Raw genomic sequence first — 15,441 nt, 5'->3', positions numbered from 1 at the left:
GATGACAACTAAAAATATGAATACGCCACCAGGCAGCACTCAGGAGAATGAGATCGATCTGCTTCGTCTGGTCGGCGAGTTATGGGATCACCGTAAGTTTATTATCAGCGTGACTGCGTTATTCACGCTGATCGCTGTCGCTTACTCGCTGTTAAGCACGCCAATTTATCAGGCAGATACTCTGGTCCAGGTTGAGCAGAAACAGGGCAACGCCATTCTCAGCGGCCTGAGCGATATGATCCCTAACTCATCGCCCGAGTCAGCACCGGAGATCCAACTGCTGCAATCGCGCATGATTCTCGGTAAAACCATTGCTGAACTGAATCTGCGCGACATAGTTGAGCAAAAGTATTTTCCGATTGTGGGTCGCGGCTGGGCGAGATTAACCAAAGAGAAACCAGGTGAGCTGGCGATCAGTTGGATGCACATTCCACAACTGAATGGCCAGGATCAACAACTGACACTCACAGTTGGGGAAAACGGCCACTATACGCTGGAAGGTGAAGGGTTCACCGTCAATGGTATGGTCGGCCAGCGTCTGGAAAAAGACGGCGTTGCTCTGACTATCGCGGACATTAAGGCCAAACCAGGAACGCAGTTTGTCCTGAGCCAGCGTACCGAACTGGAAGCGATTAACGCGTTGCAGGAAACCTTTACCGTTAGCGAACGCAGTAAAGAAAGCGGGATGCTGGAACTTACCATGACCGGTGATGATCCCCAGTTGATTACTCGTATTCTGAACAGCATCGCTAACAACTATTTGCAACAGAATATCGCTCGCCAGGCGGCGCAGGATTCACAAAGCCTTGAATTCTTACAGCGCCAGTTGCCAGAAGTGCGCAGCGAGCTGGACCAGGCGGAAGAAAAACTCAACGTTTATCGCCAGCAGCGCGATTCGGTTGACCTTAACCTGGAAGCCAAAGCCGTTCTTGAGCAGATTGTTAACGTTGATAATCAACTCAATGAGCTGACCTTCCGCGAGGCCGAGATCTCCCAGCTGTATAAGAAAGATCACCCAACTTATCGTGCGCTGCTGGAAAAACGCCAGACGCTGGAGCAAGAACGCAAACGCCTGAATAAGCGGGTATCGGCAATGCCTTCCACTCAACAGGAAGTATTGCGTTTAAGCCGTGACGTAGAAGCGGGCCGTGCGGTATATCTGCAATTACTTAACCGCCAGCAGGAGTTGAGTATTTCGAAATCCAGTGCGATTGGTAACGTGCGGATTATCGACCCGGCAGTCACTCAGCCGCAGCCAGTAAAACCGAAAAAAGCGTTGAATGTGGTGCTTGGTTTTATTCTTGGCCTGTTTATTTCGGTGGGTGCCGTGCTGGCGCGTGCGATGTTGCGTCGTGGTGTAGAAGCACCGGAACAACTGGAAGAGCACGGCATCAGCGTTTATGCCACTATCCCGATGTCCGAGTGGCTGGATAAGCGTACCCGTCTGCGTAAGAAAAATTTATTTTCTAATCAGCAGCGCCATCGTACTAAAAATATCCCCTTCCTGGCGGTGGATAACCCGGCGGATTCTGCTGTGGAAGCCGTACGTGCGCTACGAACCAGTCTGCACTTCGCTATGATGGAGACAGAGAATAACATTCTGATGATCACCGGTGCGACGCCAGACAGTGGTAAAACGTTCGTCAGTTCAACTCTGGCGGCGGTGATCGCCCAGTCCGATCAAAAAGTGTTATTTATTGATGCTGACTTACGTCGTGGTTATTCGCATAACCTGTTTACCGTGAGTAATGAACATGGCTTGTCGGAATATCTGGCAGGGAAAGATGAGCTCAACAAAGTGATCCAGCATTTTGGCAAAGGAGGCTTTGATGTGATTACTCGCGGTCAGGTGCCACCTAACCCGTCTGAACTGCTGATGCGCGATCGGATGCGTCAATTACTGGAATGGGCGAACGACCATTACGATCTGGTGATTGTCGATACGCCGCCGATGCTGGCGGTGAGCGATGCTGCGGTCGTGGGGCGCTCTGTCGGCACCAGCCTGCTGGTTGCGCGTTTTGGCTTGAACACCGCCAAAGAGGTGAGCTTGTCAATGCAGCGTCTGGAACAGGCTGGCGTTAATATTAAAGGCGCAATCCTCAATGGTGTGATTAAACGCGCCAGCACCGCTTACAGTTATGGCTATAACTATTACGGTTATAGTTACTCCGAGAAAGAGTAAAACTGAAGGTAAGGTGGCCGGATGCGGCGTGAACGCCTTTTCCGGCCTACGCATCAGACAGTTCTTCGTTTGTCATCAGCTTCAGAGCATTCAGGTAACTGAATGCTCTTTTTTTATGCATTACAAACTGCACGCCGGTATGCGTGCTTCATTCACGATTTGCGTAAAACCGGCCAACGAACACATACCCTGCGCGTTTCGCTCTTCACATCCTGCCAGAGTCAGCTTCACCTCTCCGGGCGGCGACTTTAATGATAGCGGCGTTTTATCACGCATCTGCTGTAAAGTCTGGAATACCACCGAAACCTGAATCCACTGGCTGTTATCGCTTAGCCGACGCCAGCGTTCAAACACCAGTTCACCACCTGGCGGCGTGTTATCCGGCTGACCTGGAAGCGTCCAGTTGAGCTCCAGTGCGCCGCCGAGATTTGCCAGATTAGTATCGTGTCCGGCGATAAACAGCACTGAAGTGGGTAATGTCACACCATACACCTGTTTTTGCGGTGGATGGGGCATCAACGCTGTCATGATCAAATCCAACAACGGGGTGGCACGACTGCGGGCAACCTCTGGCGTGCGTTGTAGCAAATAAAACTGCGCGTTATGCAGGCTTAGCAAGGTGTTCCACTGGTGTGAATCGGTGATCCTTCCCCACCCCGGCTCCGGCATTCCCTGTGCTTGTTGCAGGAGAAATATCTCCGTCAGCATTGACGCCAGGCTTACCGCACCGGTTAATGAGACATTGTCGGCGCTCACCTTGAGTTCCGATGGTAATACCTGCGTTAATGAACAGCTTTCGTCCTGTTTCTCACGGTTAAGGCACAAGTTTGATTGTGGGAAATTAAGCACCTGTTCCAGTTCGCGAAACGCCGTTTGCCGATGCCCGGTAAAGTCAGCAATTGACCCTCCTGCCCTGCTGAGGATCGCGTCAGTCACGTTCGCGTTATCCAGTTGGCAAATGCCAGTTTTTAGAGGATTAAATAACGGATCGGGACTGGACGTATCTGCCTGGGTATGTACGGTTATTGCACAGTCAGGTGCCAGCCCGGCAGCGAAGGCTTCGCCTGTTTTACGGGTACGCTCGTCGACATCAGCAATAATCGCGACCTGACCAGGCTGCGGGCAGCCCTTTTTCGCCAGCAATCCGTCAGCCACCAGACGCTGGCGTTGGTAATGTCCGAGATAAGCGATTAGCTCACCACCGCGCGGTGTCAGCCACCCCAGTTTTACCGGCCATGTTGGCCATGCGTCTGGGGTGACATCCTGCATCAGTTGCGTGGCCTTGGTTGGGGCACGCACACCATGACGACTGACAATCACCACACTTTCCAGCTTCAGCTCCGGCTCACTCTGAGCGAATGCAGATTGCGGGGTGAACGGAATCAGAAGAGATAAGAATGGGATCAAGATCGCTTTCATCGATATGTTTCCGCTTTTCATATCCGACATTATTGATTGCCTGATGCGACGCTAATGCGCCTCATCAGGCTTACGTTCGTTAACTTTTCAGACGCGGGTCCAGCCATACCAACACAAGGGTGGAGAGCGAACACATCAACAAAATGCCGACGAACCAAAGTAAATACCACATTGTTCCTGCTCCTTAGTACAGCTCGTTTTCGTTACGGCGGAGAGTTTCTGTCGTCATGCGCCCCCACATTTTGTAGTAGCTCCAGAGAGTGTAGAGCAACACAATGGGCAAAAATATCAGCACGATTACCAACATAATGCTCAGCGTCAACTGGCTGGAAGTGCTGTCCCACAACGTCAGGCTGGAGATCGGACTTACGCTCGAAGGCATGACAAAAGGGAACAGCGTGATGCCTGCCGTGAAAATTACGCCAAATTGCATCAATGACGCCATCAAAAATCCCCATCCCGGGCGACCACGATAAATCGCCATCACCGTCAGCAATGGACAGAAGAACCCCAGCAGCGGGAAGATCCACAAAACAGGCGATTCGACGAAATTATTCATCCAGGCACCAGGTAGCACTGCCACCAGTTTCATTAACGGGTTGGAAGGACCGTTCACATCCTGGGCGAGCAGTACAAAGCCATCAATACCGACCCACAGCCAGTAACCCGCCAGTAAAAAGCACAGCATCACCAGTAGAGCAGCACGTTTGGTCGCCAACTGAGAACGCAGATGAATAACACCAACGGTTTTCAACTGTAACCAAACGCCACCTTGCAAAATCACCATCCCAAGGCTGAGCAAGCCGCACAATAAAGGGAATGGCGTCAACAGTTGCCAAAAGCTGCCGAGATACTCCACGCGTAATTGTGGTGTGAAGGCAAACGGCACGCCGAGTAACAAGTTGCCGAATACGATACCAAAGACGACCGGCGGCACCAGACTGCCGATGACCAGGCCGGCATCCCACATTTTACGCCAGCGTGCATTGGCGATTTTTCCTCGATAATCAAAGGCCAGCGGGCGGAAGAACAGCGAGCACAGCACCAGGATCATCGCCACATAAAAACCGGAAAACGCTGCTGCATACACTCTGGGCCAGGCGGCAAATAATGCCCCACCTGCGAGGATTAACCAGACCTGATTGCCTTCCCAGTGCGCGCCAACGCTGTTTATCACTATCCGGCGTTCATCATCATTACGCGCCACCAGCGGCAGCAGACAGCCGATCCCCATGTCAAATCCATCGGAGATCATAAAGACCACCAGGATCACGCCAATCAGCAGCCACCAGATGAAGCGCAATGTTTCATAATCAAACATGATTTTCTCCTTTACCCCTGTTGCTGCGTCGGTTGTTCACTCTGCATCGCGCTCGGCCCCAGACGGGCATATTTCTGCATCAGGTAGACTTCGGCGATTAAGAACAGGGTGTAAAGCCCTACGATCATGATCAGTGAGAAAGCCAGTTGTCCTGTGGTTAAAGCGGAGTGCGCGGAGTATGTCGGTAAGATGTCCTGTATCGCCCACGGCTGACGACCAAACTCGGTCATAAACCACCCGGCTTCAATCGCAATCCACGGCAGCGGCAAACTCCAGAGCGCCATTTTCAGTACCCAGCGATGCTGGTCGATTTTGCCACGCAGCGTCTGGACAAGCGCAATCAGCATCACCAGTAGCAGCAGAGAACCACAGCCCACCATGATGCGGAAACTCCAGAATACCGGCGCAACCTGAGGTATCGCGCCACGCATCGCCGCCTGGTACTGTGCAGCTGTGACATGGTTCATATCCGGCGCATAGCGGGAGAGCAACATGCCGTAACCAAGGTCGCCTTCCAGCTCCCGGAATGCCTGCAACACATGCGGCTCACGATTGCCTTGCGATATTTCCTGCATTAACAGCCAGGCCATACGTCCGCGTTGCAAGCGTGGGTAGGTTTCAGCCATCAAATTCTTCAGACCCGGCACGGGTTTATCTAATGAGTGAGTGGCGAGGATCCCTAGCAGCGCAGGAATTTTGATGGCAAAGGCGTTACGCTCTTGATCCTGTTCCGGCCAGGCAACTACATGGAACGGTGCAGGTGCAGGTTCCGTTTGCCACTCCCCTTCCATTGCCGCCAGTTTTACCGGTTGTACTTGCGCGACTTCATACGCAGAACTGTCTCCGAGTTGCAGCGTACCGATAATCGCCAGAGTACCGAAGACGGAACCGATGGCAAACGAGCGTAATGCAACATCGCGCTCCCGTCCGCGCAGTAAATACCAGGCGCTGATCGCCATAATAAACATGGCCCCGGTCACGTAGCCCGCCATTACGGTGTGCACAAATTTCACCTGGCTGACCGGGTTAAAGACCAGCTCGCTGAAGCTGGTCATTTCCATACGAAGGGTGTCGATATCAAAATGCGCACCGGTCGGGTATTGCATCCAACCGTTGGCATTCAATATCCACAACGCAGAGAGATTTGAACCGAACGCCACCAGCCACGTCACCAGCAGGTGCTGGTATTTATTCAGCCGTTGCCAGCCGAAGAAGAATAGCCCGACAAAGGTGGATTCGAGGAAGAAGGCCATTAACGCTTCCATTGCCAGCGGTGCACCAAAAATATCGCCCACATAGTTGGAATAGAATGACCAGTTAGTACCAAACTGAAACTCCATCGTCAGGCCGGTAGCCACGCCAAGAGCAAAGTTGATACCGAAGAGCTTACCCCAGAAGCGCGTCATATCGCGGTAGATTGTTTTGCCGGTGACCACGTAAATGGTTTCCATGATAGCCAGCAAAAAAATCAGCCCCAGGGTAAGGGGTACAAATAAAAAGTGATACAGCGCGGTCAGAGCAAACTGCCAGCGCGATAAATCAATGACATCCCACATGCGCACTCCTGTAGGCGAAGAGAGAAAAATAACCCGTTAATGGTAGATCTCCCTCTTTATCCTGAAACTCTACGACCAGAGGTATTCGCCGATTGCGATATTCATAAGCCTGAAAGCGATACTTACCGTCTTTTTACGTCGATGCACCTTCCGCCAGCCACTGACATACCTCACTAAGCCGCTGCGCAGAGTCGACCAAATCTTCTGGCGCTGCCAGCACCACTTCAGGTATTGGGCAGATTTCGTAACTCTCAAGTAACGGGCCTTTTAAGGTGTCCGTACAGCGTAAATGCCAGACATGCCGCAGGCCGGTCGCGTTGATATAGCTCTCGCCGTAGCCAATGGTGCGAATCTGAATATTTCCCGGCCCACAGAGACGTGAGAGAAAAAGCCGATCAGCCTCGCTGATAGGTAATTGCGTCAGATTAATGCTGTGCGGCTGCGCGTCAGGATTACGTACATGTGCTAGTAATTCATGCGCCAACGGTAGGCCATTCATCAGGCCATCAATGGGCGGCGGTAACAGCGAATCTGTCGGCAAGACGTTTTGCGTTGCCGCCTGCCACAATGCCAGCGGCGCGCAGCCAGCCTCCAGTTTGTCCTCCAGCAACTGTTCGCCGCAACGTCTGCGCACCCGCCATAATCCGCAGAAGATCGCCTCCTGTATTTCACTTTCACTGTCGTCAGCCTGCTGAATGCGCACTGACACTTCCCCTTCCCCGAGAAGCGTATTGATAAAGTGACGATCGTCGGCGTTGAGATTTAACAGATCGACTGCCAGCACCTCGCCCAGCGGCGGCTGGCGCTCGCTTAGCTGATGTTGTAACTCGTTTAATAGCGCAATCACCTGCGGGCTGTGAGCACATTGCTCCAGGGCCGCCATACTCGGTTCATCATTCACCTGACAGGTGATCGGCAGTGGATTCATGCTGAAACTGTCATCGTTCGGTTGGGTTCCTGGCCCCAGCAGATGGAAAAAAGTTTCGCTCATGAGGCACGCTCCTGTTGCGGTTCGACAAGCCCGCGCATCAGGTTTATCAGTTCCGCCCACGGGTGAATACCATTCAGCACGCCGCGATAGCTACCACCGGTAAACACCAGTGTGGCGGGAAAACGAAATACGCCAAAACGATCACCGATGGCTTCGCTTTGCTCAAGGTCGGCAATCGCTACCTGCCATGTATAATCAGGAAACTCGCGCAGTAATTCGCCAATCATTACCGGATTATCGCTGACCTCTGGCGTGCGTTTCGGGTCACTGCTTAATAACACCACACCGTCTGGCGCTTGCGTAAGCCAGTCGTCAAGACGGGATTCACTGATCGGCGTCCAGCCGCGCGCCAGCATACGTTGCCACAACGCATCAAATGGCGTGTCGTTGCTCATTCCTGCTCCTCCAGCGTCATCCGGTACTGGCGCAAGCGAACGCCTTCGTAGTTTTCCATCGACAGACAGTCATAATTGAGACAGCGCGATTCATTAGCCGGTTGCGGCTCAATTCCCCACGCAGCCAGTTGCGCCAGCGCCCCCTGTTCCGCGGCGGGCAGTTGCTCCCGAGCCAGTTCGCTCAGGCTACCGCCGTAGTCGTCGAGCATCGCGGGTTGCAGGCCGACGAGGGCAATATGTGCTGGCAGATTTCCGCGGATATCTGCCAGCGCCAGTACTTCGGAGAAACTGTTCTGGTGCAGGCTCATTTTCTTCGCGCTGAGATAGGCCGGAATGCGTTCTCCGGCATACGTTCGTAGCGTTCCGGGTTCCAGCCCGTAATCAATGGCGTCGAGAATCAGCAAGTGGCTGGCGCTTTCGACATACCCCAGCAAGTTCAGTCCCTGAGTGCCGCCATCAACAATCTCGACTTCATCGGGCCAGTGGTAATGGGCATACAACCGTTCCGCCACCCGCACGCCGAAGCCTTCATCGGCCCACAGCAGATTGCCCAGCCCCATTACCACCACGCGTTGCTCGCTCATGAACGCTCCTTGTTACTTATTTTGCCAAATTTGTGGCTACGGTAGCCGTTGACCATGGTGGAGATCACTGTGTCGTCGGACATGATGTCTTCACGCAGCGCCATGTAGACATGACCGATAACAAACGCGCCAATCAGCCACATCCCCAGCCGATGCAAGCTGTGAATGTCCATTGAGTTGCCGCCCGTCCAGTAGAAAAATTCCACCACATAACGGAACGGCGCAAAAATAGCGTACTGACTATGTTCGCTGTACAGCGCAAAGCCGGTGACGATCATAAATACCGACATCAGGAAATAGCCGAACATTGCCGCCTGAGCGATGGGGTTATGGCCTATATCGGCACTCGGACGTTTTGCCAGAAACAGATACCAGCGGATTTCATACCACACGCCCTGCCACCAGCTTTTACGCCATACCGGCACGATAAACAGCTCGCGGGAGTAGCGATTGCCGACAAAAGCCCAGTAGATCCGCATCAGCAAGACCACGGTAAAAACCATCCCGGCGCTGAAGTGAATTAACCTGATGTAGCCCATATAAAACAGATACGTCGCCTCACCGCTGACCGAAGGCAGCGGCTTGCCAATAAAGTAACCGGTGACCATCAACACCGCCATGCATAACACCGTCAGCCAGTGCCATATTCGCACGGGTGCTTCAAAGACATAGTGACTGACAACGTTGTCGCTTTTCTGTTGCATGATGATTCTCCTTCGCTGTTAACGCACCTGCACGGAGATCAGCTCGCTACCGTCGTCACCTAACACATGAGTTGAACAGGCGAGGCACGGGTCAAAGCTGTGCAGAGTACGAAGGATCTCCAGCGGTTGCTCGGGGATCGCCATTTTGGTGTTCATCAGAGCCGCTTCATAAGCGCCAATCTGCCCTTTGGGATCGCGCGGGCTGGCGTTCCAGGTGGTCGGCACCACACACTGGTAGAGATCAATCTTGCCGTCACGAATGGCGGCCCAGTGGCCTAGCGCTCCGCGCGGCGCTTCGGTAAAACCGACACCATGGCACTCTGTCGGCCAGGTTGCAGGTTCCCATTTTTCAGTGGAGGCGGTGGCGAGATTGCCGTTTTTAAGGTTGGTCATCAACTTGTCGAAGAAGTATTGCAACTTGCTTGCGGCCCACTGCGCTTCGTGCGCGCGGCACAAAATGCGGCCCAAAGTCGACTGGATGCCGGAAAGCGGCAGGTTCAGCGCCGACATCATGCGATCAACTGACTCAACGGTCGCAGCATCGCCTTTGTGATAAGCAATTAACGTGCGTGCCAGCGGCCCCACTTCCATCGCGTTACCGCGCCAGCGTGGCGCTTTGATCCACGAGTAGCGTTCCTGTTCATTCAGTTGCTGAATGTTGGTGTCGCTGCCTTTGACATCGCCGGGGTTGTACCACGGGTCGGTAATGCCATCGAATGGATGACGACCGACCTGATCATTGGGATAACGATACCAGGCGTGATCGACAAATTCCTGCACCTGTTGCGGATCGACTAAATCCACTGGCAGCACATTTTTGAAGTCGCCGTTGATCACCGCGCCGCCAGGCATTAGCAGACTTTTCTCGCCAAAGTCGTTGGCAATATCCGGGAACGCCCCGTAACTGAGGACACATTTATCAGAAAGACCAGTGCCGATTTCGCTCCACGGTTTGTTGAACTGACCGATGGCTAAAGCGTCGGGGATCATCACGTTATTAATGAAATCCGCCGTGCGGGTAATGATCGACTGCACCAGATTCAGGCGCTCCATATTGACCGCCCCGACCGCGCCACTTTCGTCAATGTTGATAGCGCACGGCATCCCGCCAACAATCCAGTTTGGATGTGGGTTTTTACCACCAAAGACCGCGTGGATTTTGACAATTTCACGCTGGAAATCGAGAGCTTCAAGATAGTGAGCAAAGCCCATCAGGTTGGCTTCTGGCGGCAGTTTGTACTGCGGGTGCCCCCAGTAACCGTTACGGAAGATCCCCAACTGGCCGCCTTCAACGAATTTCTTCAGGCGGTTTTGTACGTCGAAGAAATAGCCAGGTGATGATTTCGGCCATGAGGAGAGACTTTGCGCCAGTTCGGAGGTTTTCCGCGGATCGGCTTTCAGCGCATCTAACACATCGATCCAGTCCATCCCGGCAAGCTGATAAAAGTGCACCAGATGGTCATGGCACCAGAGCGTCGCCAGCATAATGTTGCGGATGATATTAGCGTTGTCCGGCACTTTAATTCCGATAGCATCTTCGATGGCATAGACCGAAGCCAGAGCGTGTACGCCGGTACAGACGCCGCAAATACGTTCCACGAATGCCCACGCATCGCGCGGGTCGCGCCCTTGCAGAATGATCTCCAGCCCGCGAAACATGGTGCCGCAGGAGACGGCATTGGTGATCACATTCTGATCGTTAATATTCACTTCACAGCGCATGTGGCCTTCAATGCGCGTAATCGGGTCGACCACCAGGCGGCGTCCGGCATTGTTGATGGTGTATCCCTGAGTTTCGTACTGAGTGCTCATGCCTGTTTATCCTCATTGCCTGGCTGTTGTTCGGTTTCTGTAGGTTGCTGGTTATGACGTCTGCGCTGATCAACGGCGCTGGCGACCGCATGTACACCAACAGCCGCAGCCACCACGCCAAGCGCGGTTAAGCCGACGGTATCAGCGGTGGAATGGGTACCCATTTGTGGAATATCGACTACGCGACTGTAGAACGAACCGCGATCCCAGAAACCATTTTCCGCACAGCCCAGGCAGCCGTGACCAGACTGGATTGGGAAAGAAACGCCATCATTCCAGCGTGTGGAGGAACAGGCGTTATAGGTGGTAGGCCCTTTGCAGCCCATTTTGTACAGGCAGTAACCTTTGCGGGCAGCGTCATCATCCCAACTCTGGACGAACTCTCCGGCGTCAAAGTGAGCGCGGCGATAACATTTATCGTGAATACGCTGACCATAGAACATCAATGGACGGCCCATTCTGTCGACATCCGGCAGACGATCAAACGTCACCATGTAAGTAATGATGGCGCTCATCACATCCGGGATCGGCGGGCAGCCAGGTACTTTGATAATGGGTTTGTCGGTGATGACTTTGTCGATAGGCGTTGCCTGCGTCGGATTGGGCCGCGCGGCCTGCACGCAGCCCCAAGACGCGCAGGTTCCCCAGGCGATAATCGCACTGGCTCCGGCGGCGGCACGTTTGAGTTTCTCAATAAACGGTCGACCGCTGCTGATACAGAACATCCCCTGCTCGCCCAGCGGCGGATTACCTTCTACTGCGAGGATATATTTGCCATTGTATTGCGTGATGATGTCTTCAAAGACTTCTTCCGCCTGGGTTCCGGCAGCAGCCATCAGGGTATCGTCGTAATCGAGGGAAATCAGGGAAAGGATGACGTCCTTCGCCAGTGGGTGAGCGGAGCGGATAAAAGATTCGGTACAGCAGGTACATTCCAGACCGTGGATCCATACCACCGGAATGCGCGGTTTGTTCTCCAGCGCCCAGGCAATCTTTGGTGCCATTCCCGCGCCTAATCCCAGCGACGTGGCAGCCAGACTGCAATATTTGAGAAAGCTGCGTCGGGTAACACCCTGACGCCGCATGGCCTGGTAAAATGTTTCCTCGTTATTCATATCGCACGTCTCTTCTCCTTGCGACACCGGCAGGACACCGGGCGCTTATGGTCGGCAAGCGACGTCCCTGTAGCAAGGCAAACCATCGCTTCACGTGAGATGCTGAAAACGAAAGCTCATCCTTCTGCACTGGCGCACGTCGCCAGAAAGTATTGTTAATAAAGCGTAGTGAAACTTTTGCACAAAACAATACAAACTGTGTGGATTTGTCTTTTAGCGATAAAAATGGACCTATTTTTCTTTTTGCCGGGCGGTGGGGATGTTTAGCCGGTTGCTAAACGAGTAAAAGAGAAGGAATTCATGGTGATGAAATGATCAATCTGCTGTTATTTCACGCTATCAATGCACTTTTGGCTGTTTTTCAGTCAAACAAACAAATTAGGGGTTTACACGCCGCATCGGGATGTTTATAGTGCGCGTCATTCCGGAAGTGTGGCCGAGCGGTTGAAGGCACCGGTCTTGAAAACCGGCGACCCGAAAGGGTTCCAGAGTTCGAATCTCTGCGCTTCCGCCAAATAATCAAGGGGTTACCAAATGGTAGCCCCCTTTGCTTTTTGGGTTCTTGGTATAAACTTGGTATACCAATTGGTATATTTTCAGTTTTTAATATCTGCGATATTTTCCCGCCAGCACCTCTTTGATGTCTTTGGTATCTCAAATTTTTTCTGAGTTAACGAGCAACTTCCTGATTGAGTGTAAATCCTCGAGGCTACTCAGCTCCTCTTTCATCTCCCGCTGACGTTCGTGGATTTTAAAGCCCTCCGCCACCATGGCCACCATCATGGCATCGTTCAGCGCAATAAGTTTCTCCCTGGTCAGTACGACGTTATTATTATCCGCATCAGTCCAGAAAAATCCCTCCGGAAGCAGTCCGGCCTGCGCTGCTGCAACCACGGGGGCAAGGCGTGACTGCGAGGTTTTTCCACCATCAAAACGACGGCCATCAAACGTGAAAATAAACTCAACGTTTTCCTGACTGTCGCGCCATGCCTCAATTTCCCGCCTTTTGGCATCCTTTGCCGCTGCAATAAGTTCCGGCGTGACGGTGAACGGGGCGATTTCGCCCCATTTCCCGCTTTGCAGCTCCTGCCAGACATGCTGGCCTGTCGGGGCCATATCATCCTGTATGGCGGTATACAGGACGAACTCCGTTTCACCTTCAAATAACACCTCGCAGTCAACCGCACCATTTTCAAGATAATGCGCGTTTCTGATGCCTTTCACCGCTCTGATTTTCATGTCTTATTTCCTTATTACTCAATGCGTACAAAAAGACCGATATAGCCACGCGTTGTATCGTGACTAATGCGGGTCCCCGAAAGCGCCGTGTAACGACCGGGGAAGTTGTATTCACCAGCACCGCCAATCACAACCTGCGGTGAGGATGCGTATGTCCCTGTATCGCTAACCCGTGCACTCATAGCCAGAGGGCCAAGACGGGAACCCGGCACAATATCACCGAGCCCCAGAGACGCATCTGCACCAAAACTCTCCCCCTGATATGCCGCCATAATCGGCACACCAACGGCCGGGTATTTATAATATGAGCCTGAGCCCGCCATCCTGGACAGCAGGTACGCCAGTGAATCTCCGTCGTATACAACTACCCGCGATGACATGTTCCAGCTGTTATCGCTGTCGTTGTACCGGTACTGCATATAGTGAATACAGTGTTCACCCTGATAATACTGGTTGTAGCACATCAGGGTTTTAAATTTGCGGACTGTGTCGGATTCACTGTTGGCGTACGGTGACCACATCACATCAATAATGCCGTTAAATTGCGTGGTACCGGTAAGCAGTTGCGAGGAGTCTGTAATACTGACCGCATACCGCCCCGGCGTGACTTTCTTCAACCACTCAACGAAATCAGACAGCCCCTCAAACGCCAGAGCGTCAGTGCTGGTGAATGCCTGTCCAAACCCATACATCCCGGACAGGGCCAGCCTGCCCGGTGTGCGGTCACGGATATCACTCTGGGGTTCCATCGTCGCAGCCGCGTTCAGCTCAAGCTCCGTGCGCATGGCTTCAGCCGTGTCATGCGCCAGTAATGCGCGGCCCTTCTCTGACAGCAGAGACAGTGAGGCATTCCCGTCTGTATTGAAGTACAGAAGATTATCTGCCCGTTGCGTCAGTGCGCTGATTGCCGTTAAGACGTCATTAAGCGGTTGTTTGCCTGCCAGCGCGTTTGTGATTGTCGTCGCAAAGTTCGGGTCATTGCCCAGCGCCGCTGCCAGCTCGTTCAGGGTGTCCAGAACTTCCGGCGATGAGCCAACCAGCGCAGCAAGCAGTTTGCGCACAAACGCCGCGTTCGCTGCTTCCAGACCGGCGGCATCATCCGGTGGGGTTGGGGTGGTTGGGGTGCCGGTGAAGGCCGGACTGTCCAGTGGCGCTTTTGTTTTCGCCTCGTCCATGACGTCTTTGACAGCCTTTGGCGTGGCAGCCAGTTCCTCGCTGTCGTTGTCCGTATCACTACAGAGTTGCACCAGACCTTTTTCTGTCGTGGAGGCATTTGTTGCATTCAGGTCATCAACTATCTGCTGCGTCTCATCCCTGTACTGTTTCGCTTCCTGCGCATTGTCTGCACCTGCATCCTGGCTGGCTTTAGCCTGTCGGGCGTATTCGGCGGCACTGTTTTTGTGCCCCAGCGCCGCATTTGCCGACAGTTCTGAACTGGTCGCTGCTGATGATGCGGCATTATGATAAAGGCGGGCGCGTTCGGCGGCATCGACTGATTCGTCCCGCGCTGTGCCTGATGACTGTGCGCTGTTTTCTGCCTCACCCGCAAAACGTTCCGCATCATCACGGGCCGTTGCGGTTGTCGTCACATCCTGTGCCGTCTGCTGTGCGTTTCCGGCTGCAGCTTCGGCGCTCTGCTGTGTCTGATTTTTTAGCTCTTCTGCCTCATCCTTACTAACCGCCGCAGATGTTGCTGCATTGATTGCATCATCAGCAGCTGTTTCTGCTCTCTCCCTGTCACTGACCACCTGCTCAGACAAGCGAACAACGGTATTTACCATTTCCTCAAAACGCTTCATTACCTCAGGGCGTAAATCACCCTCCTTTGGTGCATCCAGAAAAGCATTCAGCGTATCCGGCTCATCTGTCGGTGCAACATAAATTTCCCCCGCCTTTACAGGAGGATGCCCTGAGCGGGACAAAAATACATCATAAAATCCCGGCTCAGCATTAATAGTATACCCGCCATCACTTCCCGTAAGACAGGTTGCCACAATATTAACCACAACTGTCGGACTGGTTCTTCTGGCTCGCAATTCAATCGCACAGTTTACGACAGGCTCACCCGCTCCGTCCTTCAGGACACCTGAAATCTTTACTGCCATATTCACCCCACAAAAAAG

General features: G+C 53.1%; 13 protein-coding genes and 1 tRNA gene. 2 read left to right on the top strand and 12 right to left on the bottom strand.

Annotation, left to right across the window (positions count from 1 at the left end):
* Window position 1: 1 nt before the first annotated feature.
* Window positions 2–2,182, top strand: coding sequence for a tyrosine-protein kinase (etk, locus tag QUE74_RS06035; RefSeq protein WP_000208659.1), 2,181 nt, complete (start codon window positions 2–4; stop codon window positions 2,180–2,182).
* A 120-nt stretch (window positions 2,183–2,302) separates the two neighbouring features.
* On the opposite strand, the gene appA is transcribed toward etk, so the two are convergent.
* The 10 genes from appA to hyaA form a co-directional block, all read right to left on the bottom strand.
* Window positions 2,303–3,601, bottom strand: a complete 1,299-nt coding sequence (gene appA / locus QUE74_RS06030; protein ID WP_001354891.1) for a bifunctional acid phosphatase/4-phytase — start codon at window positions 3,599–3,601, stop codon at window positions 2,303–2,305.
* Window positions 3,602–3,680: 79 nt separating this feature from the next.
* Window positions 3,681–3,773 (bottom strand): cytochrome bd-II oxidase subunit CbdX, encoded by a 93-nt coding sequence (gene cbdX / locus QUE74_RS06025; protein ID WP_000270305.1) that lies wholly within the window; start codon window positions 3,771–3,773, stop codon window positions 3,681–3,683.
* A 12-nt stretch (window positions 3,774–3,785) separates the two neighbouring features.
* On the bottom strand, window positions 3,786–4,922 hold the full coding sequence (appB, locus tag QUE74_RS06020) for a cytochrome d ubiquinol oxidase subunit II (RefSeq protein WP_000460814.1): 1,137 nt from the start codon (window positions 4,920–4,922) through the stop codon (window positions 3,786–3,788).
* Between the two features lie 11 nt (window positions 4,923–4,933).
* Window positions 4,934–6,478: a cytochrome bd-II oxidase subunit 1 gene (gene appC, locus QUE74_RS06015; protein ID WP_000263563.1), complete on the bottom strand. Its 1,545-nt coding sequence runs from the start codon at window positions 6,476–6,478 to the stop codon at window positions 4,934–4,936.
* Window positions 6,479–6,611: 133 nt separating this feature from the next.
* Complete coding sequence (locus QUE74_RS06010; protein WP_000004891.1) at window positions 6,612–7,469, bottom strand: hydrogenase expression/formation protein; 858 nt, start codon at window positions 7,467–7,469, stop codon at window positions 6,612–6,614.
* Entirely contained in the window at window positions 7,466–7,864 is a 399-nt protein-coding gene (gene hyaE, locus QUE74_RS06005; protein WP_000063963.1) for a hydrogenase-1 operon protein HyaE, read from the bottom strand. The genes QUE74_RS06010 and hyaE overlap by 4 nt, the downstream gene beginning before the upstream one ends.
* Window positions 7,861–8,448: a hydrogenase 1 maturation protease gene (gene hyaD, locus QUE74_RS06000; protein WP_000003634.1), complete on the bottom strand. Its 588-nt coding sequence runs from the start codon at window positions 8,446–8,448 to the stop codon at window positions 7,861–7,863. The genes hyaE and hyaD overlap by 4 nt, the downstream gene beginning before the upstream one ends.
* The gene (hyaC, locus tag QUE74_RS05995) at window positions 8,445–9,152 is read right to left on the bottom strand and encodes a Ni/Fe-hydrogenase b-type cytochrome subunit (protein WP_001186428.1); all 708 of its coding nucleotides are present in this window, start codon (window positions 9,150–9,152) and stop codon (window positions 8,445–8,447) included. Before hyaC ends, hyaD begins: the two co-directional genes overlap by 4 nt.
* Window positions 9,153–9,170: 18 nt before the next feature.
* Complete coding sequence (hyaB, locus tag QUE74_RS05990; RefSeq protein WP_000107369.1) at window positions 9,171–10,964, bottom strand: Ni/Fe-hydrogenase large subunit; 1,794 nt, start codon at window positions 10,962–10,964, stop codon at window positions 9,171–9,173.
* Window positions 10,961–12,079, bottom strand: coding sequence for a hydrogenase 1 small subunit (gene hyaA, locus QUE74_RS05985; RefSeq protein WP_001353311.1), 1,119 nt, complete (start codon window positions 12,077–12,079; stop codon window positions 10,961–10,963). Before hyaA ends, hyaB begins: the two co-directional genes overlap by 4 nt.
* Before the next feature lie 426 nt (window positions 12,080–12,505).
* Here hyaA and QUE74_RS05980 point away from each other — a divergent pair.
* A tRNA-Ser gene (locus QUE74_RS05980) sits at window positions 12,506–12,593 on the top strand.
* Between the two features lie 140 nt (window positions 12,594–12,733).
* On the opposite strand, the gene QUE74_RS05975 is transcribed toward QUE74_RS05980, so the two are convergent.
* Together QUE74_RS05975 and QUE74_RS05970 are read right to left on the bottom strand one after the other, a co-directional pair.
* On the bottom strand, window positions 12,734–13,318 hold the full coding sequence (locus tag QUE74_RS05975; RefSeq protein ID WP_000701865.1) for a DUF4376 domain-containing protein: 585 nt from the start codon (window positions 13,316–13,318) through the stop codon (window positions 12,734–12,736).
* Window positions 13,319–13,332: 14 nt separating this feature from the next.
* Window positions 13,333–15,423, bottom strand: coding sequence for a prophage tail fiber N-terminal domain-containing protein (locus QUE74_RS05970; protein ID WP_286331884.1), 2,091 nt, complete (start codon window positions 15,421–15,423; stop codon window positions 13,333–13,335).
* Window positions 15,424–15,441 lie beyond the last annotated feature (18 nt).

Source organism: Escherichia sp. 10290 (assembly GCF_030295155.1).
GTDB classification, from domain to species: domain Bacteria; phylum Pseudomonadota; class Gammaproteobacteria; order Enterobacterales; family Enterobacteriaceae; genus Escherichia; species Escherichia coli_F.
The sequence above is the reverse complement of the archived record's forward strand: the minus strand, read 5'-3'. Positions and strand labels throughout refer to the sequence as shown.